At 64.5% G+C, this 18,071-nt stretch carries 16 protein-coding genes; 13 read left to right on the top strand and 3 right to left on the bottom strand.

The features are described 5' to 3' along the window. Positions 1-29 precede the first annotated feature (29 nt). The gene (locus ABJ363_02745; GenBank protein ID MEP4377892.1) at positions 30-791 is read left to right on the top strand and encodes a metallophosphoesterase family protein; all 762 of its coding nucleotides are present in this window, start codon (positions 30-32) and stop codon (positions 789-791) included. Between the two features lie 4 nt (positions 792-795). After that, positions 796-1,860, top strand: coding sequence for a nucleotidyltransferase family protein (locus ABJ363_02740; GenBank protein MEP4377891.1), 1,065 nt, complete (start codon positions 796-798; stop codon positions 1,858-1,860). A gap of 9 nt (positions 1,861-1,869) precedes the next feature. On the opposite strand, the gene ABJ363_02735 is transcribed toward ABJ363_02740, so the two are convergent. Next, a complete protein-coding gene (locus ABJ363_02735) occupies positions 1,870-2,592 on the bottom strand; it encodes an FkbM family methyltransferase (GenBank protein ID MEP4377890.1) in 723 nt (240 codons plus the stop codon). Positions 2,593-2,760: 168 nt separating this feature from the next. Here ABJ363_02735 and ABJ363_02730 point away from each other — a divergent pair, with 168 nt between their 5' ends. The 4 genes from ABJ363_02730 to ABJ363_02715 all read left to right on the top strand — a co-directional run bounded on the left by ABJ363_02730 (position 2,761) and on the right by ABJ363_02715 (position 7,806). Beyond that, positions 2,761-4,125: a hypothetical protein gene (locus ABJ363_02730; GenBank protein MEP4377889.1), complete on the top strand. Its 1,365-nt coding sequence runs from the start codon at positions 2,761-2,763 to the stop codon at positions 4,123-4,125. An 8-nt stretch (positions 4,126-4,133) separates the two neighbouring features. Then, positions 4,134-5,402 carry a glycosyltransferase family 4 protein gene (locus ABJ363_02725; protein ID MEP4377888.1) on the top strand — a complete coding sequence of 423 codons (1,269 nt, stop codon included), beginning with the start codon at positions 4,134-4,136 and terminating at the stop codon, positions 5,400-5,402. Positions 5,403-5,470: 68 nt separating this feature from the next. Further along, the gene (locus tag ABJ363_02720) at positions 5,471-6,997 is read left to right on the top strand and encodes a hypothetical protein (protein MEP4377887.1); all 1,527 of its coding nucleotides are present in this window, start codon (positions 5,471-5,473) and stop codon (positions 6,995-6,997) included. Beyond that, the gene (locus tag ABJ363_02715; GenBank protein MEP4377886.1) at positions 6,994-7,806 is read left to right on the top strand and encodes a glycosyltransferase family 2 protein; all 813 of its coding nucleotides are present in this window, start codon (positions 6,994-6,996) and stop codon (positions 7,804-7,806) included. The genes ABJ363_02720 and ABJ363_02715 overlap by 4 nt, the downstream gene beginning before the upstream one ends. Positions 7,807-7,837: 31 nt before the next feature. Here ABJ363_02715 and ABJ363_02710 read toward each other — a convergent pair whose 3' ends face one another. Then, the gene (locus ABJ363_02710; GenBank protein MEP4377885.1) at positions 7,838-8,422 is read right to left on the bottom strand and encodes a methyltransferase domain-containing protein; all 585 of its coding nucleotides are present in this window, start codon (positions 8,420-8,422) and stop codon (positions 7,838-7,840) included. Between the two features lie 170 nt (positions 8,423-8,592). Between ABJ363_02710 and ABJ363_02705 the strand changes: the two genes are divergently transcribed. Beyond that, positions 8,593-9,888 carry a hypothetical protein gene (locus tag ABJ363_02705; protein ID MEP4377884.1) on the top strand — a complete coding sequence of 432 codons (1,296 nt, stop codon included), beginning with the start codon at positions 8,593-8,595 and terminating at the stop codon, positions 9,886-9,888. Continuing rightward, positions 9,878-11,083, top strand: coding sequence for a glycosyltransferase family 4 protein (locus tag ABJ363_02700; GenBank protein MEP4377883.1), 1,206 nt, complete (start codon positions 9,878-9,880; stop codon positions 11,081-11,083). The genes ABJ363_02705 and ABJ363_02700 overlap by 11 nt, the downstream gene beginning before the upstream one ends. On the opposite strand, the gene asnB is transcribed toward ABJ363_02700, so the two are convergent. Continuing rightward, a complete protein-coding gene (gene asnB / locus ABJ363_02695) occupies positions 11,080-12,900 on the bottom strand; it encodes an asparagine synthase (glutamine-hydrolyzing) (protein MEP4377882.1) in 1,821 nt (606 codons plus the stop codon). The two genes, ABJ363_02700 and asnB, sit on opposite strands and share 4 nt — an antisense overlap. 209 nt (positions 12,901-13,109) lie before the next feature. Between asnB and ABJ363_02690 the strand changes: the two genes are divergently transcribed. From ABJ363_02690 to ABJ363_02670, 5 genes are all read left to right on the top strand, one after another. After that, positions 13,110-13,910 (top strand): ChbG/HpnK family deacetylase, encoded by an 801-nt coding sequence (locus ABJ363_02690; protein MEP4377881.1) that lies wholly within the window; start codon positions 13,110-13,112, stop codon positions 13,908-13,910. Positions 13,911-13,991: 81 nt separating this feature from the next. Continuing rightward, positions 13,992-15,152, top strand: a complete 1,161-nt coding sequence (locus ABJ363_02685; GenBank protein ID MEP4377880.1) for a glycosyltransferase — start codon at positions 13,992-13,994, stop codon at positions 15,150-15,152. Continuing rightward, positions 15,136-16,029, top strand: a complete 894-nt coding sequence (locus ABJ363_02680) for a glycosyltransferase family 2 protein (protein MEP4377879.1) — start codon at positions 15,136-15,138, stop codon at positions 16,027-16,029. Before ABJ363_02685 ends, ABJ363_02680 begins: the two co-directional genes overlap by 17 nt. 34 nt (positions 16,030-16,063) lie before the next feature. After that, entirely contained in the window at positions 16,064-17,335 is a 1,272-nt protein-coding gene (locus ABJ363_02675; protein ID MEP4377878.1) for a WcaI family glycosyltransferase, read from the top strand. Next, positions 17,332-18,066 carry an FkbM family methyltransferase gene (locus tag ABJ363_02670; protein MEP4377877.1) on the top strand — a complete coding sequence of 245 codons (735 nt, stop codon included), beginning with the start codon at positions 17,332-17,334 and terminating at the stop codon, positions 18,064-18,066. The genes ABJ363_02675 and ABJ363_02670 overlap by 4 nt, the downstream gene beginning before the upstream one ends. Positions 18,067-18,071 lie beyond the last annotated feature (5 nt).

The following is an 18,071-nucleotide window of genomic DNA, read 5'->3' as shown; positions in this document are numbered from 1 at the left end:
AGCCGATTCGCGCGTGTTAGTATCGGCGTATGTTCAAGAAGCTTTTTGGCCGCAAGGATCGCGCCCCGATTCCCGATTACAGCGTCCCCGATGGCACGGTCGTCTATGCGATTGGCGATGTGCACGGGCGGATAGACCTGCTCGAGACGCTCGAACAGCGCATCGTGGCCGATGCTCGCGCGCGCGATGTCACCCGCCGGGTGATCGTGTATCTCGGCGACTATGTCGACCGCGGTTACGAATCCCGCGCGGTGATTGAGCATCTGATGGGCAGCGAATTCGAGGGTTTCGAGCGCGTTTTCCTGATGGGCAATCATGAGGAGTACATGATCCGGTTCCTTGACGATTCCAGCAAGGCGCGCGGCTGGTTCGCCAATGGCGGCATCGAGACCCTGATGAGCTACGGCGTGATCGCCGGCGGGTCGGGTGCGACCGATAGCGATCTTGCCCGCGTCCAGTCGGAGTTCCGCGCCGCCCTGCCGGACGATCACAAGGCGTTCCTGGCCGGTCTGCCGTCGATGCATCGCGAGGGCGATTATGTGTTCGTGCATGCGGGCATTCGCCCCGGTGTGGCGATCGAGGAGCAGAGCGTCGAGGACATGCACTGGATTCGCAGCGATTTTCTGGAAGACAAGCGCGACTTCGGTGTCGTCGTCGTGCATGGCCACACGATCACCGAACATCCTGTCGACCGACCGAATCGTATCGGTGTGGACACAGGCGCCTACGCGTCGAGCCGGTTGACCTGTGCTGTCCTGATGGGGGACCGGCGCACGTTCATGTCGACCTGACGCAATGGCGACCGCTGCGATCGATACAGCGATCACGGTCGAGCAGGGACGGGCGGCCTGGGCGCGTATGGCAAATGTCGCGGGGGGTGAGACCGCATCCACGCCTGCGATCGCGTCGTCCGTTGTCGCCCGGCTTTCCGCCCTCGCATCGCCGATTCTGACAGACACCCTGCTGGGCGGCAGTGACGTCGACCCCGAAACCCTCAACCAGAGCCGGCTGAACAATCGTTTTCGACTGTCGGCCCAGCGCGATTGCCTGCGCCTGATTGCCGCCGCCGGCGTCCAGATCGTCGTCATCAAGGGGTTCGCACTGGCCCACATGATTTATGACGATCCCGAAGTTCGCGCCGTCGGCGATCTGGATGTGCTGGTGCGCCCGGCGGATCGCGACCGGTTGGTTCGGTTTCTGGACAAAAACGGCTATGTCTTCGAACCATTGCCCCGCCCGCCCTGGGGTTTCATTTCTGCGGCGAGCTATGCGCCGTTTGTCTCGGGTGACGCGACGTGCAATCTCGACGTTCATATTCATCCCGATTGCTTTCCCGCCTATCGTTCGTTGACCACGGATGCGGTCTTCGCGCGGGCCATCTCAATCGATGCGGACGGGCTGTCTTTCCGGGCCGCCTGCGCCGATCACGCCTTTCTGTTATGTGCGACCAACGTCGCCAAGGACAAGTTCGGCCTGTTTGCGGCGCGCAAGATCGCCGACGCGATGCGGTTGGCCCGGCATTACGATCTCGATTGGCCGGGGCTCGATCGACTGGCGTCGGCCGGCGGTTATGCCGGACCCTACCGGGTGTTTCTCCGGCTGCTGCATGATCTGGGGATGCGCGCGGAGGGTTTCGATGCGCCCGTCGCGGACCCGCCGCCGCGCGCCGCGCGCGAATACGCGCGCATGCTGGCCGAGACGCTGCGTTTCTATCCTGATGAGCCAGGCCTGCTGGCGACCCTGCGGCGTGAGCTTCTGCTGAGCACCGAGCTTCCGGTCGGTGCCCATAACATGTGGGCGCGAATCAAGGGCCTGGTCCGCCGCGATGACGGGGTGCCGGATGTCCCGGGCCTGTCGTGAAGGCGCGCCTTACAGGCGTCCGGCGATCTGCCGACCGATCCCGCGACCGTATTTGTACAGCGCGAGCATATAGGCCCGGGCCACGGCGCCGACGTGCAGATAACGCCGGTTCACGAACAGCACATCGGTGTTGTTGCCCGAGAAGGTGAGGCAGATGAAGTCCAGCGCCCGCATCCGCGCCTTGACGCGGTCCACGTCGGGCGTGAGGGCCGCGTTCTTGAAGTCATGGAACTCGATGGTGATCTGGACCAGCCGTTGCAGCAACGCATCCGGCGCGCTGTCGAACAACGCGAACTCGGCGCCCTCGATATCGACCTTCAGCAGATCGACCGTGCCGACCTCATGTGCGGACAGGAAGCTTTCGAGCGTCGTGCCGCGAACTTCAACCGTCGTCACGTCGTCTTCGGACATGTCGGGGCGCAGGGTGGCGTCCCCGGTCTGATTGAGGTGCATCGTGACCGTGCCGTCGGCGCCGGCGATGGCCACATTCACGACCTGCAACCAGTCATGCACTGGCGCCTTTGCGGCGAGATCGGGCACCGCCTCGACCCCGAGGACCCGGCAACCGGTCAGCGCATGAATGTTGCGGGCGAAGTTGGCCTGATTGATGCCCAGATCGACCACCACCGATTCGGCGTTCAGCGAACCCTGCAGAAACGAGTGCCCCTCCACGCGCCCGATATAAGGGAACATGCCCGTGCGCTTTGGCGAATTCGCCTGACTTGAGCTCATTTTGATTCCGGGACGTGGTTGATACAGCCGACTGACCGGGATTCTGTTTAGATCAGAAGGCGTTGGATTGCCATCAGAACCTAAACAAGGCTCGCCGAATCCCTTCAATCCGCGCGCCGAACGTTCTACCCTTGCGCCGGAGAATGGATTGCTGGGCGTGCGCAGGACATGAATGAGACAATTCGCGGGCGCTTGCGTCGTGGCCTCGGTGGGCAGGCCTTTTCCCAGGTCGTGAACCTGACGTTCCAGTTCGGTAGTGTGCCCCTGTTCCTGCATTTCTGGGACAAGAGCCTTTACGGCGAGTGGCTGATTCTCGCGGCCTTTCCCGCCTATCTCGTGATCAGCAATCTGGGCTTTACCAACGCGACCTCCTACGAGGTGACGATGCGCGTCTCGCGCGACGACACGGCCGGCGCGTTGCGGGCCTTTCAAACAAGCTGGGTGTTCGTCACGCTGATTTCGCTCGCGGTGGCCGGGCTTCTCATGCTCGGCCTGTTTCTGGCCCCGCTGGCCAGCTGGTTCAACCTGACCACACTGACCGACCATGACGCCGCCGCCGTGCTGGCGCTGCTGTTGATCCAGATCCTGTTCAATATCCAGACCGGGCTCGCCGCCGTCGGTCTGATGAGCGCGGGCCAGTATGGCCTGCAGAGCTACCTCACGGCCCTGATCCGGCTTGTGTCGCTGGTGCTGATCGCCGCCACGCTGATCGCAGGCGCGCGCCCGCTGGGGGTCGCTGTCGTCGTCGCGTCGGTCGAGGCGGTCGGGTTCCTCGTTGTTGCGATTTTCGCGCATCGGCACAGTCCGTGGCTTTCCTACGGCATCGCGCATGCCTCGCGGAAGACCTGGCGTCAGCTGGCGCCACCTTCGCTCGGCTTTGTCGGGGTGACGGTCGCGAATGCGATTTCGATTCAGGGGCCTATTATTGTTCTCGGCGCGATTCTCGGCCCGTCCGCCGTCGCGGTGTTTGCCACCTTGCGCATGCTGGCCCGCGCGGTTGTCCTGTTTGCCAACCTCGCCTTCACCACCGTGCGGCCGGAGATCGCGATCGCCTACGGCAGGGATGACATTGATCTTGTGCGTCGGCTCAACAACCGGGCGGTCCAGTTTGCGACCTGGCTGTCAATGGGCGCGTTCGTTGGATTGATGATCTTCGGCCCGGCGATTGTCGATTTCTGGACGGTCGGTCGCATTCCCGCGCCGCGTACGTTGCTCGGCCTGCTGTTGATCGCCGGCCTTTCGACAATGATGTGGAACGGTATTGCAACGGCGCTGTATGCGACCAACAACAACCGCGCGATCGCCACGATCTACGGTATCGCAGCGGCGTCCGGCCTGGCGGTCCTGGCGCTGGTGACCCCCGGGCTCGGCATCATCGGCGCGGCGGCGGTGCTGGCGATTTCGGAAGTCGCGGTCGTTTTCCTGGTGATGGGCCGGACCATGGCCTTTCTCGACCAGCGATTCTCGTCCCTGGTCTTCGCCGCGCTCACGCCCCCGACGGATGCGCTGCGCCTGCTGCGGCGGGGTTCATAGCCGCATCCATGGCCCCGAATGTGATCATATCCAACGGGTTCGGCCGATTTAGCCTGCGGCTTGCGGCGGCGGAAGCGGCCAGCCGTGGCGCGCTGACGGCGTTCATTACCGGCGCATATCCGACCCCCGGCCTGACACGCGCGCTATCGGGAATTGGCCTGGCACGGCTCAAGCCCATCGGGCGTTTTCTCGGGCGGGAGGATTCGATTCCGGGCACACGGGTCCGCGCGATGTGGGCGGGAGAGCCCTTCTCCCAGCTTGCCAGCCGCTTGCGGCGCGTGCCGGGGGTCGGCGATCCGTTGGGCGATCGCCTGCACATGTTCGCGCGCGCGCTGTATGCCCGCGGTGCGGCGGGTGTCATTCGCCGCGAGGCCGACCCGTCCGGCCCGGGCATCTACCATTACCGCGCCGGTTTCGGGGGTGCGTCGGTCGCGCTGGCACGCTCGCGCGGGTGGCTTTGCCTTTGCGAGTATTCGATCGCCCACCCGTCGGTGCTGGAGTATCTGGTGCGCAATGGCGGACGGATGCCGCCGCCGGGCGAGGCGGGTCCGATCGATGTGAACTGGCAGGCGATCCTCGACGACCTAAACCTCGCCGATCAGGTCCTGGCGAATTCCGATTTCGTGAAGGAGACCTTCATCCATCAGGGCTGGGCGCCGGAGCGGGTCAATGTCATCTACCGGGGGATCGATGACGGCTTCTTTTCCTGGCTGCCGAACCGACCACCGGCTGCCGAGACGCCGCCGGCGCCGTTGAAACTCTTGTTCGCGGGCAGCGTGCGCCGGCGCAAGGGAACCGATGATCTGGCGGATGCGCTCGCGTTGCTGAAAGGTGTGGATTTCGAACTCGGCATCTGTGGTGCGGTGGATCGTGACGGAAATGCGGCCTACGAGCGTTTCCAGACCGATCCGCGGGTGATCCATCACGGCAACCTGTTGCCGGCGGAGCTGGCGGCAAGGATGGCCGCGGCGGATGTCTTCGTGTTCCCGACCCTGGCCGAGGGCTCGGCCCGGGTCATCTTCGAGGCCATGGCGGCGGGTTGCTATATCGTGACCACAGCCAATGCGGGTTCGATCGTCGAAGACGGCGTACATGGCCGGCTCGTGCCGCCGGGTAATCCGGATGCGCTGTCGGCGGCGTTGCGCGAGGTGGCGACCGATCGTGCACGGGTTTCACAGATCGGGCGGGAGAACGCCGCGCTGGTCGCGCGCGATTTTCGACAGACGGGGTACGGGACACGCTTGTTTGAACTGTATGAACGCTTGTCCCGGGGCTAATGTGTCTGCGCGATGCCGATGCGATCGATAAACAGAGCGCGCACACCGAAGCGTCCGGGCCACACTCGATGACGTTCATGGGATATGCGCCGCAAGGCCAGTTCAAGCCCTCCGCGAGCTACAATCCGGATGTACCCGAGACGGACGACAAGCCGGTGTTGGCGTTCGCCGCGTTCCTGATTCCGACCGTCATCTGGATCGAGGTGAATGCGGTCGGCCGTATTTTTGCGCCCGAGTTGCTGCTGATCGGGTTGCTGCCGTTCCTGCTGCTGACCCGCGGTTCCATGCTCGCGGACCCGCTGCCGCGGACATTCCTGATCATGGCGTTCATGTGGCTTCTGGCGCAGATATTGACGGATCTGATCCGCGATACGCCGTTCCGGGATTTCTCCCGCGGCTGGTCGAAAATCATCTTCATGACGATGAACTTCGCGTCGATCTACATGCTGGTCTACGGCAGCCGCAAGCGGATCACCATGTTCGCGCTGGGCATCATTGTCGGCGGGTATCTTTCATTCCTGTTCAACCCGTCCGACTTTGCCGCGCGTCAGCCCTGGAAGTTCGGGCTCGGCATTCCGACGATCATGCTGGTGCTGCTGATAACCCAGTGGCGGCCGATTTTCAGGGTATTCAGCCTGCCGACATTGCTCATTCTCGCCGTCGGCATTTACAGCATGGTGGCCGGCTCGCGGAGTATGGCGGGTATTGCGATCCTGACGGCATTGTATGTCTTCGTGCAGCAACTGCTCGGCCGAAAGAGGACATCGCCGGCAGGCTTTTCTCCGATGCGGACGGTCATGTTCTTCGTCGGCGGCGTCATGATCGCGACGACGATGCTCAACACCTATCAGTTTGCCGCGTCGAACGGGATGCTTGGCGAATTGGCGCAGGAGACCTATGCGCGCCAGAGCGCGGGTTCTTTCGGTGTTCTGCTCGGCGGCCGTTCGGAGATTTTCGTGTCCAGTCAGGCCGTAATGGACAGTCCGATCATCGGACATGGATCCTGGGCCAAGAACCGCGAATATGTCGCGCGCATCTACGAGCTCGAGCGCTACGGCTATGACATCACCTATTTCGCGTCCGAAGAGGGGCTGATCCCGACCCATAGCCATCTGATGGGCGGTTGGGTCGAAGCCGGGATCATGGGGGCAATTTTCTGGCTGTGGCTCCTGATCCTCATATTCCGGGTCATGTCCAACCTCTACATGGTGCGCGAACCGTTGAGTCCGATCGTGACCTTCGTCGGTTTTCTCGTGCTGTGGGATATTCTGTTCTCTCCATTCGGGGCCAGTCGGCGTGTGACGCTCCCGTTCAACGTGGTCATGATGATGTTCGTCTGGGAGGTGTTGCGCTCGTCGGTGCCGACCGAAATGCTCGGCGGTGTGCGGCATCGGGGTCGCCGCATGCCACAGAACGGGCAGAATGGCGCGCCCGGCGGACAACAGCCGAACGGGCAGCACCCGGACGGGTTTCCCCCGCAGCAAAATGCCCCGCAACAACCCCGCAATATGCAAGGCCATCGCCCGTTACCGCCGGGAGTTCGCCCCGGCCCTCGAGGTAGAGCGGCGCGACCCGGTCGGAGACCGCAACGATGAAAGTTTCGATCGTCACCCTGTCGTTCAACCAGGCGGAGTTCCTGGAGCGCGCGATCCTGTCCGTTCTCGAACAGGATCATGACGACATCGAGTATATCGTCGTTGATCCGGGATCGACCGACGGCAGCCGCGATATCATCGAAAGGTATCGTGACCGGATCGCCACGGTTGTCGACCAACCCGACAAGGGACCGCCCGACGGGCTCAACAATGGCTTCGCGGCGGCGACCGGTGACATCTATTGCTACATGAACGCCGATGATGCCTTCCTGCCGGGCGCCATCAAGGAAGCCGTGGCCGCGTTCGAGCGGCACCGGAACGCCGATGTCGTCGTCGGTCACGGATTCATCGTCGACAAGGCGGGCGACGTTATCCGGAGATTCCGGTCGGCACCGTTCACGGCCTGGCGATTCGCGCATGGCGCCGCCGTCGTCATGCAGCAATCGACTTTTTTTCGTGCGGCGGCCTACAAGCTGACGAACGGGTTCAATATCGACAATCGCACCAGTTGGGATGCGGAGCTGCTGCTGGACATGGGATTGGCGGGAGCGCGGGTGAAGATCATCGACCGCAACTGGTCACTGTTCACCATCCACGAGGATTCGATCTCGGGCAGCCAGCGCATGGCTGACGAAAGTCTGGTCAATCATCGGCGTTACTTCAAGATGGTGATGGGCCGGGACCAGCGCCCTTCGGACCGCTACTGCTTCACCTATGCGCGCGTGCTGCGCTGGCTGCTGGACCCGGTCGGGGTCGTCCAGAAGATCACGGACAGGGTGTTCGGGGTGCCGAAGCCCAAGACGTTCTAGCGCCAGACGGACGGCTTTTCAGGACGGGCGTCTAGGCTGGACGTCGGGCCTCGACGCAGACCGCATCCTCGAATCGCCCTTCGTCCTCGACAGCCTTGAACATTTCGTCGGCGCTGTCGTTGAACTGGCCACGGCGAATATCGATGAAGCCGTGATCGCGGAATGCGCCGGCCAGGCCGGGATAGTCCCACATCCAGAAATGCCGGGCGTTGCTTAGCGTCTCATGGATAATGCCCTTGAGGCCCCGGGCGCGGGTCTCGATTCCCAGATGAGTCGAGCGCATGAAATTGTCCGCGGCCGCGGCATCTTCCGCGCCTGTCGCTTCGAGATAGTTGCGGGCCTCGGCGGCGAGATCGGGCACCACCACCCGGGCGATGCCGCCGGGTTTGAGGATTCGAAACGTCTCGGCCACCGCCTTGTCGAAATCCGTCCGGCTCAGATGTTCCAGGACATGGCTCGCATACACGCCGTCGCAGGCCTGGTCCGCCACGGGCAGGCCGCGCACGACGTCCCCGACGCGCACCGCTTCGGGGAACCGGTCATCATTGCGCGTGTAGAGCTTTCCGAGCAGCGGGAGCCGCTCGAATTTCAGGGTGGGCGAGGTGTCGAAATTCACCCAGCCTTCCGGCGCCGACCAGCCGCATCCGTATTGAACGTAAATCGGGTTATCCTTGATCGTATGTTGGCGTGTTGCTAGCTAGGACACCTTAGCCAATCCGGCCTTCGCGCCGCAAACATGGTGTTTCTCCGTTCGGGGACATGCCGCATTCCCGGGGGCCGCCGTTCGTGTCATCACGCATTTCGATCGATTGCCCCGTGATTGCCGAAACGCCGCACGACCGCGCGCATTTCTTCGGCTTCCATGACGTCACACCCTGGAATCCGGCGAATGACACGTTGGCGGTGCTGCGGGTCGACCCCGAAATCCGCCATCAGCCGGCCGGCGAAGTCGCCGAGGTCTGCCTTTGGAAACCCGACGCCGGCGCGCCGGAACCGATCGGCACCACGACCGCATGGAACTTCCAGATGGGTGCCCGGGCGCAATGGCTCGCCGACGGCCGCCTGATCTACAACAAGCTGGTGGATGGCGGTCTCGGGTCTTGTGTCTTCGATCCCGAAGACGGCGCGGAGCGAATGATCGACTACGCGGTTTGTTCGATTCACCCGTCGGGCCGTATGGCGGTCGCCCCGAACTACGGCCGGTTGCGCAAACACTGGCCCGCCTATGGTTTGCCGGCGGATTTTCCGGCCTCGATCGATACTCCGGCTCCCGCCGATGACGGCATCTGGCGGGTCGACCTCACAACCGGTGTGGCCGAACTTTTGATCCCGATCGCCGAGATCGCGCAGGTGGGCGCGGGAACGCCCGCCGATGTGGCGCAGGTGGTGACCCACACCCAGTTCAACCCGAGCGGGACGCAGTTTGCCTTCATGCACCGCTACTTCCTGAACGATGGCGCGATCTATTCGCGGCTCCTGGTGGCCAACGCCGACGGGACCAATCTGCGCCTGCTGGCCGAAGAGAAGGTGACCCATTACGACTGGCGCGACGACGACACGATCCTCGCCTGGTCGCGGTTCATGTCCAGTGGTCTGGCCGCCGCGAGACGCAGCGGCTTGCTCGGCTCGCCGCTCCTGCGCCCGGCAATCAATATCGCTCGCAAGCTTCGCCATCGTTTGCCCAGCGGCGTGGGGAGTGTCGGCAACGAACATTATTTTCTGATCCCGGTCGATGCGCCTGCCCAGCGGCGCGCCGTCGGCGCGGATGTGCTGCCGGTGGACGGGCATCCGATGTTCCACATCGAGGATCCGGACCTGATGGTGACGGATACCTACCCCGACGGCGACGGCATGCAGAACCTGATGCTGTTCGAGCTGGATGGTGATCGGCGGATCGACATCGGCCGTTACTTTTCCGATCTGTCGGTGGGTGACGGCGACATGAAATGCGACCTGCATCCGCGCTGGGACCGGACGGGACGCAAGGTGAGTGTGGATTCCTCCCGCGCCGGCATCCGGCAGAATCTGATCATCGATGCGGCGCCGGCACTTGACGCGCGAGCGGCCGGCCATGGCGCCTGACAAGGCCCGTACGGGTCGACCGCCGCTGCGGCTGGCGGTCGTCGCCCAGTTTCCGGTGCATTATCACCTGCCCCTGTATCGGGCGATGGCGGCGGCTCCCGACATCGATGTAAGCGTCCTGTTCATGCAGCGCGGCTGGTCCGCTTCGGGCTTCGACCCCGAGGTCGGCACCGTGGTCGAGTGGGGGGTCGAGAAGTTCACCGGTTACCCCCATCGCATCTTTCCCAATGTCAGCCCGAAGCGCGACGGGGAGGGGTTCTGGAAATTCATCAACCCGGGGCTCATCTGGCATGTGCTGACCGGCCCGTATGACGCGGTCTATATCCATGGCCACAACCAGTTCAGCCATGTCGCCTGTGTGCTCGCCGCGCGGCTCGGTGGCAAGCGACTGATCATCCGGACGATCTCGAACAATCTCGGGGCGCGACCGATCTGGGTGCGGTTGCTGCGCCAACTGCTCTATCGTCCGCTCTATATACTGGCGAATGTCCTGCTCTATATCGGCCAGGACAACCGGGACTATTTCCGGAACTTCGGCGTGCCCGACCGTAAGCTCGTGCACGCCCCGCATATCGTCGACAACGCGTTCTTCGCCGCGGAGGCCGGGCGTATGACGGGCCGCGAAGCCGAGCTGAAAACCGGGTTCGGGATCGACCCGGACCAGAAGATCATCCTCTACAGCGCCAAGTTCATGCCCAAGAAGCAGCCCCTGATGCTGGTCGAGGCCTTCGCCGAGGCCGGACTGGGTGACGAATGGACGTTGTTGATGGTGGGGGAGGGCGAACAGCGCGCCGCGGCCGAGGCGTTGGCCGCCGAACATCCCGGCGCAAAAATTGTTTTTGCCGGCTGGCTGGATCAGTCGCGGATTGCGGAAGGCTATGCCATCGCCGACATGCTGGTATTGCCGTCCGCCTACCAGGAGACATGGGGCCTGATCGTCAACGAGGCAATGAATTTCGGCTGTCCGTTGATCGTCAGTGACCGGGTGTCGTGCGGCCGCGACCTGGTGGCCGATACCTGCGGGCTGATCTTCCCCTATGACAATCGTGACGCCCTGGTGGCGGCCTTGCGAAAACTCGCCGGCGACGACGCGCTGCGCCAGACGTTTCGTGCGGGCGCGAAGGCGCGCATCGCGGGCTGGAACATATCGGGCTATATGGCGGGGCTGCGCCGCGCGCTACGTCTGCAAGATTAGCCGGACAATTCCCGGTGGGCGATCCGTGCCCAGCCGCGCAGGCCGCGCTCCGGCATGTCGGCGATCCGGCCCTTGTCCTGCACCCATTCACGCACCGGAATGGCAAAGCCCGTCTTGGGCCGAACGCGCACATCGCGCGGCAGGCGAGCGCGGGGCGTGTTCACGAGGTCCGACTTGGTCGGCGGGTGGTCGCCGACAATCAGTGGCGCGAGCGCGCCGAACAACTCGACATCGACCAGCGGCGTGCGAATCTCGAGTGAATGCGCCATGCCGGCCCAGTCCGCGTCGCGCAGCAACTGTCCCCGCATATACCAGGACAGTTCCAGCGCCGAAATCGCGGCCCGGTCCTTCTTGTGCCCGTCCGCTGTGCGGCCAAGGTTGATCCGCGGCGCCAGTTCGGCCCAGCCGGCGGCGGCCATGTCCGGGTCCATCACGCCCGGCAATTCCCAAGGGGCGAACAATGCGCGGCGCAGGAGATAGGCATCGCCCAGGCTGGTTCCGTATTCGAGCAGGCCGGCATATTTGGGCGAGGTCATGCGCCGGGCGAACGGTGCGGAGACCATGCGGAAGCCCTTGCCGAGACCGGGAATGCGCCGCGACCAGCCGGCTTTGCGGACCAGCGCGGGCGCGCCCGAAAAACTCGGATAGCCGCCGAACATCTCATCGCCGCCGACCCCCGACAACGCGACCTTGAGCCCGGCCGCCGCCGCGGCCTTGGCGACGAAATAGGTGTTCACCCCGTCGATCGAGGGCTGGTCCATGGCGGCGAACAGCTTCGCCCGGTCGGCGGCGAACTCCTCGCGTGCGACCCAGCGGGTGTGATGGTCGGTTGCCAGGTCGCGGGCCACGGTCTCGGCAAGCCCGGTTTCGTCTTCGTCGCGGCCGCGGAACTCCGAGAAGCCCAGGGTTATCGTGCGCAGATCTTCACTGCCGACTTCGCGTGCCAGTGCCGCCAGGGTGGTGCTGTCGCGCCCGGCGGACAGAAACACCCCGACAGGCACATCTGCCACCAGGTGGGCCCGCACGCTGTCGGCCAGCACGTCATGGAGGTATTCGCGCCGCTCGTTCCGGTCGGCGATGGTCCGGGGCGGCGCGCTGCGAAACGCGTCGCCGACGTTGAAATAGGTGCGCGGCGTGGTGCACCCGCCCGCGTCGCACCAGAGCGTGGTCCCGGCCGGCAGGGCGCGGATGCCGCGATAAAGCGTATGCGGGTCGGGGACATAGCCGAACAGGAAGAAACCGGCATGGCCGGCCGGGTCGGGCGAGCGGTCCACATGGTCGCCGGCGCACAGCGCGCGAACCTGGCTCGCGGCGCGCAGGGTCTGACCGTCATCCGCGTAATATAACGGCTTGATTCCCATGGGGTCGCGCGCCAGCAACATGCCGCGCTTGGCCGGGTCCCAGATCGCGAACGCGAACATGCCGCGCAACCGCTCGACCATGGCCGCGCCGTCGCGCAGATACAGATGCAGCAGGATTTCCGTGTCGGAGTTCGAGAAGAGGGTCGTGCCCGCCTGTTCGAGTTCCGCGCGCAGTTCGCGGTAATTGTAGATTTCGCCGTTGAAGATGACGACGGGCGCGTCCGGCCGTTCGGGCAATGTCATCGGCTGGTGCCCGGTGGGCGAGAGGTCGATGATGGAGAGCCGGCGATGGCCCAGCCCGACCTTGCCGTCGGGTGCGCGCCAGATGCCCGCCTCGTCCGGGCCTCGGGGAATCATCGCCTCGCGGACCGTGTAGAGTTCGGTCTCGTCGATCAGCGGCACGCCCGCGCCATATCCGAATATGAGATTGATCCCGCACATACTGCGCCCCGGCATGCCGTGTTGACATGCTGGTGTACGACGCGTCGCGCCACCGACGCAATGCGGCCCGGGAATCCGGGTCGTGAAAGCGAAACATTCCGGCAGTCACCGGTTCACGAAAATCGCTTGGCGGTTCGCGCGGCGGGCCGCTAGCGTGTAAGGGTCATGTCCACGATGCGCATAGTCGGAATTCTCCGCAATCACATCTTCAACGGCCGGGTACGATGGGCAAACTGACGGGTGTCATACTGGCCGCCGACGACTTCGGGATTTCCGCCCACACGGTGGAACGGACCATCGCCGCCTTTGAGGCCGGCGCCCTGACCAGCGCCTCGATCATGGCCAATGTCCCCCAGACGCAAGCCGCCGCGAACTGGGCAAGCACCCATCGTGAGCATAGTTTCGGCGTGCATCTGTGCTTCTCGACCGACGACGTGGAACGCCCGGTCCTGCCGCCGTCCGAGATTCCCGGCCTGGTCGACGCCCGGGGCCGTTTTCTGGAATCAAACACCATGCGTAAGCGCGGCCTTCTCAACCGTCTGCCGGCGGATCAGATCGCGCGGGAGATGGAGGCCCAGATTGCCCGGGTACGCGACCTGGGTGTCGATCTCTGCTACGTCGATTCCCACGGCCATCTGCACAAGTTCGCGCCGTTCCGCCGGGCGCTGGCCCAGGTGTTGCCCCGCTTCGGCATCCGCTGCGTGCGCACCGCGCAGAATGTCTATCTGCGCAAGCCCCTGAAAAGCCCGACCTACTGGCTGGGCCGCGGCTGGGCGCGCGCGATCGCCCGCAAATTCGTCACGACCGAACATTTCTACATGCCGGCCTCGGCCGGTGACGTGGACTGGGCGCAACCCGTGCTCGGGTTGTTGCGCGGCCTCGACGGCGTGGCCGAGGTGGGGGTTCATCCGGGCCTCGACATCGCCTGGCGGGTGAACGACGACCGCGGTGCGTTCGCCTTTGCCGCCGCGGCGCGCGCGGCCGGGGTCGGTCTCATCGGGTGGCGCGATCTGGCGCCGGGCTGACATGCGCGCGCTCGTGCGATGGGTGGCCTTGATGCAACGCGGCTGCGCCTGTAAAGCGGACCTCAATAAAGCGGATTCCGCATGAAGATTTTGCATGTGATAGCGACATTGGCGCCGCGCGATGGCGGGCCGTCCAAGGCGTGTTTCGAGATGGCGCGGGCCGTGGCGCGGCGCGGCCATGAGGTGACGATCTTCGCCACCAACATGAATGGCCTCGATGACGTGCTGGACGTGCCGGTGGACAGGCCGATCGAACGCGATGGCGTGACCATCCGGTACTTCCCGATTGAGTATCCCCGATTTCTCGGCAACTCGGCCCCGATGGCGCGCGCGCTCGATGAAACCATTCCGCAGATGGATGCGGTGCATCTCCACTCGCTCTACATGCTCCACTGCAAGTTCACCGAACGGGCCTGCGGCCGGGCCGGGGTGCCCTACCTCATGCGGCCCCACGGTACGCTCGATCCGTTCCTGTATCGCCGGCATCGTTTCAGGAAGATGCTGCTCGAGACCTGGTTCCAGAATCGGGTAACGCGCCATGCGGCCGCCATGCATTTCACCACCGAGGAAGAGATGATCCTGGCCGCCCCCTATGTGTTTGGGGCGCGGGGAATCGTCGTGCCCCACGGTCTCGATACGGAGGAGTACGACAATCTGCCGCCGCGCGGCGGGTTTCGTGCGCGGCATCCCGAGATCGGCGACCGGCCCATCGTGCTGTTCTTCGGGCGGCTCAATTTCAAGAAGGGCCTCGATGTACTGACGCGCGCGTTCGCCGATGTTGCGCGCGAGATGCCGGACGCCCATCTGGTGATTGCAGGCCCCGACCGCGGCATGCAGGAAAAGACGCAAGGCTGGATCGACGGGTTCGGCTTCGCGGATCGCGCGACCTTCACGGGCATGGTCACCGGCGACGACAAGCTGGAGCTGCTCGCGGATTCCGACCTGTTCGTGCTGCCGTCCTACAGCGAGAATTTCGGCATCGCGGTGGTCGAGGCGATGGCTTGCGGCCTGCCGGTCGCGATCTCGGACAAGGTCAATCTGTGGCATGAGGTGGCGAATGCCGATGCGGGCTGGGTGACGCCGGCCGAGGCCGGGCCGTTCGCCGATGCGATACTTGCCGCCTTGCGGGACATCGACGGCGCGCGCGCCAAGGGTGCGCGGGGCCGCGCGCTGGTCGGCGAACATTTCCAATGGCCGCAGATCGGCCACGCCCTGGAGGATGCCTATGCCTCCATCGTCTGATTCCGCCGCACGCGGGAAGGTGCCGGTATCCGTCATCGTCCCGACGAAGGACGAGGAACGAAACATCGCGATCTGTCTGGACAGCCTGGCCTGGGCGGACCAGATTTTCGTCTTCGATTCCCATTCGTCCGACCGCACCGTGGAGATCGCCAGCGCCATGGGGGCGACGGTCGTCGAGCGCGTGTTCGACAATTTCGCGACCCACAAGAACTGGGCGCTCGACAATCTTGACCTGCGCCATGACTGGGTGTTCTTCGTCGATGCCGATGAGCGCGGTACGCCGTTGCTGGCCGACGAAGTCCGCGCGACGATCGCCGATCCAGACGCGCGCCACGGCTATTACGTAGCGGGGGAGAACTGGCTTTGGGGCAAGCCCATGCGGGCGATTTATCCCAACTACAATCTGCGGCTGATCCGGCGCGGCAAGGGCCGCTACGAGGAGCGCATCGTGCATGAGCATATGGTGATCGAGGGCCCTGCCGGCTATCTCAAGAACCATCTGGTGCATATGGACGACAAGGGCATCGAGCGCTGGTTCGACCGTCACAATAATTATTCGAGCATGGAGGCCGTCGAGGCCTGGCGATTGCTCAATGCGACTGAGAAGGAAAGCTCGATCACGGCCCGCCTGACCCGGCGCGGGCCCGAACGCCGGCGCGCGCTGAAGCAGTTTGCCTACCGTTACCTGCCCGCCCGGCCGATCTGGCAGTTCCTGTATCTGTATATCGGCAAGCGCGGCATCCTCGATGGGCGCCGCGGCCTGCGTTACTGTCTGCTCAAGATGTTTTACGAGTATCAGGTCACCCTGAAACTCAAGGAACTGAACGACCCGGACTCACCCATGTCCGAGAAATACAAAGACCTGCTGAAGCGATGACGGCATCGCAGACGGTCCCAATGAAAGCGGCGTCGTGAAGATCCTTATTTATGGCCTGAACTTTGCGCCGGAACTGACCGGTATCGGCCGGTTTACCGGTGATATGGCGGGCTGGCTCGCGGCGCGTGGCCACACGGTGCGCGCGGTCGCCGCGCCGCCCTATTATCCGGCGTGGAAGGTCTCGGTCGGTTACGCGAGATGGTGGTGGCGCACAGAGAATGTAAACGGCGTGCGGGTCACCCGATGCCCGCTCTATGTCCCCTCCAAGGCGACCGGCCTGCGCCGGGTTCTGCATCTGGTGAGCTTCGCCCTGACGAGTGCCGCGCCGGCGAAACTGTCGGGTTTGTTCTGGCGCCCCGATGTGGTCCTCGTGATCCAGCCAACGGCGTTTGTCGCGCCGGCCGGGCTTGCTGCGGCGTTGTTCGGGCGCGCCTTGTCCTGGTTGCATATCCAGGATTTCGAATTCGACGCGGCCTTCGATCTGCATTTCCTGCCAAAGTTCCTGGCGGCACCGGCCCGGGCGAGCGAGCGCTGGCTGCTGCGCCGGTTCAATACGGTCTCGACGATCTCCCCGCGTATGGCGGACCGGCTGTCGGGCAAGGGTGTTGCGGCCGACCGGATCGTCGAATTTCCCAACTGGGTGGACACCCGGCGCATTCACCCGGATGCGGACGGGGCGTCGTTCCGCGCCGAGATTGGCATCGAACCGGGTGCTGTCGTCGCGTTGTACAGCGGCAATATCGGCGAGAAGCAGGGCATCGACCAGATCGCCAGCGCGGTGCAGGCGGTTGTGGCCGCGCGGCGCGATGATGATCCCCCGGTACAGTTCGTGGTCGCCGGGGCGGGTGCCGGGCGCGACATGATCGAGAGCGCCATGCAGACCCATGGCCTCGATGACCGGTTGCTCAAGCTGCTGCCGCTCCAGCCCGAGGAAAAGTTGCCGGCCCTGCTGGCGATGGCCGATATCCATCTGCTGCCCCAGAAGGCGGAGGCGGCGGATCTCGTGATGCCCTCAAAACTGGGCGGCATGCTGTCCAGCGGTCGCCCGGTCGTGGCGTCGGCCGATCCCGGCACCCAGATTGCCCGGATGGTCGCGTCCTGCGGGACGGTGGTGGCGCCGGCCGATGGCCCGGCGATGGGGGCCGCGGTCATGGACCTGGTACGCGACCGCGACACGCGTCTGCGCCTCGGCAAGGCGGCACGCGCCGCGGCGGAATCGGAGTGGGAGCGCGATGCCGTGCTCCGGCGTTTCGAGGAAGCTCTGGAGTTGAGGGTGGCCGCGCACAAGGGCGGGAAAACATCATGAACATGCTCTCCCGCCGTGCCCGGCAGTTTGTGAAGTTGCTGCGCCTTCTGCCCAATCCTGTTTTTCGCCATGGGCTGCGGTCGGGGGTCGGCGCCGCGATCGAGCATCGCGGTGTGATCGCCCCCATGCGACTGGAAACGATCGTCGATGTCGGCGGGAATGTCGGCCAGTTCTCGCTGCTTGCGCGCGCGCTGCACCCGCACGCGCGCATTTATGCGTTCGAGCCGCTGCCGGACGCGGCGTCGCGCTACCGGCGGGTCTTTGCGGCGGATGGGAATGTGACCCTGTTCGAGGCCGCGATATCGCCCGAGGCGGGCACCGCGACCATGCATGTCAGCGCGTCGGCGGACAGTTCCTCCCTGTTGCCGATCTCGGCACGTCAATCGGAATTGTTTCCGGGCACCCAAGAGGTCGGGGTCACCGACGTCGCGGCGGGGCCGCTTGCTGAATTCGTTGCGGCGGCCGATCTGCGTGCGCCCGCACTCCTGAAGATCGACGTGCAGGGGTTCGAGCTCGAGGTCCTGCGCGGGACGGGCGATCTGCTGGCGGCATTCGAACATGTCTATGTCGAGGCGTCGTTCGAGGCGCTCTACGAGGGCCAGGCCCTCGCCGACGATGTGATCGCGTACATGGTTGCGGCCGGATTCTCCGAGGCGGGCCGCTACAATATCAGCATCGGGCCGGCCGGCGCGCCGATACAGGCGGACTTCCTGTTTCACAGAAATGCGTAGGCGGA

Source organism: Alphaproteobacteria bacterium, from assembly GCA_039980135.1.
Taxonomy (GTDB): Bacteria; Pseudomonadota; Alphaproteobacteria; order UBA6615; family UBA6615; genus UBA8079.
This window is presented reverse-complemented; position numbering and strand designations above follow the sequence as displayed.

Excerpts from the sequence above, each read along its gene's own strand:
- ABJ363_02670 (MEP4377877.1), top strand. The coding sequence starts at position 17,332 with ATGAACATGCTCTCCCGCCGTGCCCGGCAGTTTGTGAAGTTGCTGCGC.
- ABJ363_02690 (MEP4377881.1), top strand. The coding sequence starts at position 13,110 with ATGGGCAAACTGACGGGTGTCATACTGGCCGCCGACGACTTCGGGATT.
- ABJ363_02730 (MEP4377889.1), top strand. The coding sequence starts at position 2,761 with ATGAATGAGACAATTCGCGGGCGCTTGCGTCGTGGCCTCGGTGGGCAG.
- ABJ363_02740 (MEP4377891.1), top strand. The coding sequence starts at position 796 with ATGGCGACCGCTGCGATCGATACAGCGATCACGGTCGAGCAGGGACGG.
- ABJ363_02745 (MEP4377892.1), top strand. The coding sequence starts at position 30 with ATGTTCAAGAAGCTTTTTGGCCGCAAGGATCGCGCCCCGATTCCCGAT.
- asnB (MEP4377882.1), bottom strand. The coding sequence starts at position 12,900 with ATGCCGGGGCGCAGTATGTGCGGGATCAATCTCATATTCGGATATGGC.
- ABJ363_02700 (MEP4377883.1), top strand. The coding sequence starts at position 9,878 with ATGGCGCCTGACAAGGCCCGTACGGGTCGACCGCCGCTGCGGCTGGCG.
- ABJ363_02720 (MEP4377887.1), top strand. The coding sequence starts at position 5,471 with ATGACGTTCATGGGATATGCGCCGCAAGGCCAGTTCAAGCCCTCCGCG.
- ABJ363_02735 (MEP4377890.1), bottom strand. The coding sequence starts at position 2,592 with ATGAGCTCAAGTCAGGCGAATTCGCCAAAGCGCACGGGCATGTTCCCT.
- ABJ363_02685 (MEP4377880.1), top strand. The coding sequence starts at position 13,992 with ATGAAGATTTTGCATGTGATAGCGACATTGGCGCCGCGCGATGGCGGG.
- ABJ363_02725 (MEP4377888.1), top strand. The coding sequence starts at position 4,134 with ATGGCCCCGAATGTGATCATATCCAACGGGTTCGGCCGATTTAGCCTG.
- ABJ363_02680 (MEP4377879.1), top strand. The coding sequence starts at position 15,136 with ATGCCTCCATCGTCTGATTCCGCCGCACGCGGGAAGGTGCCGGTATCC.
- ABJ363_02715 (MEP4377886.1), top strand. The coding sequence starts at position 6,994 with ATGAAAGTTTCGATCGTCACCCTGTCGTTCAACCAGGCGGAGTTCCTG.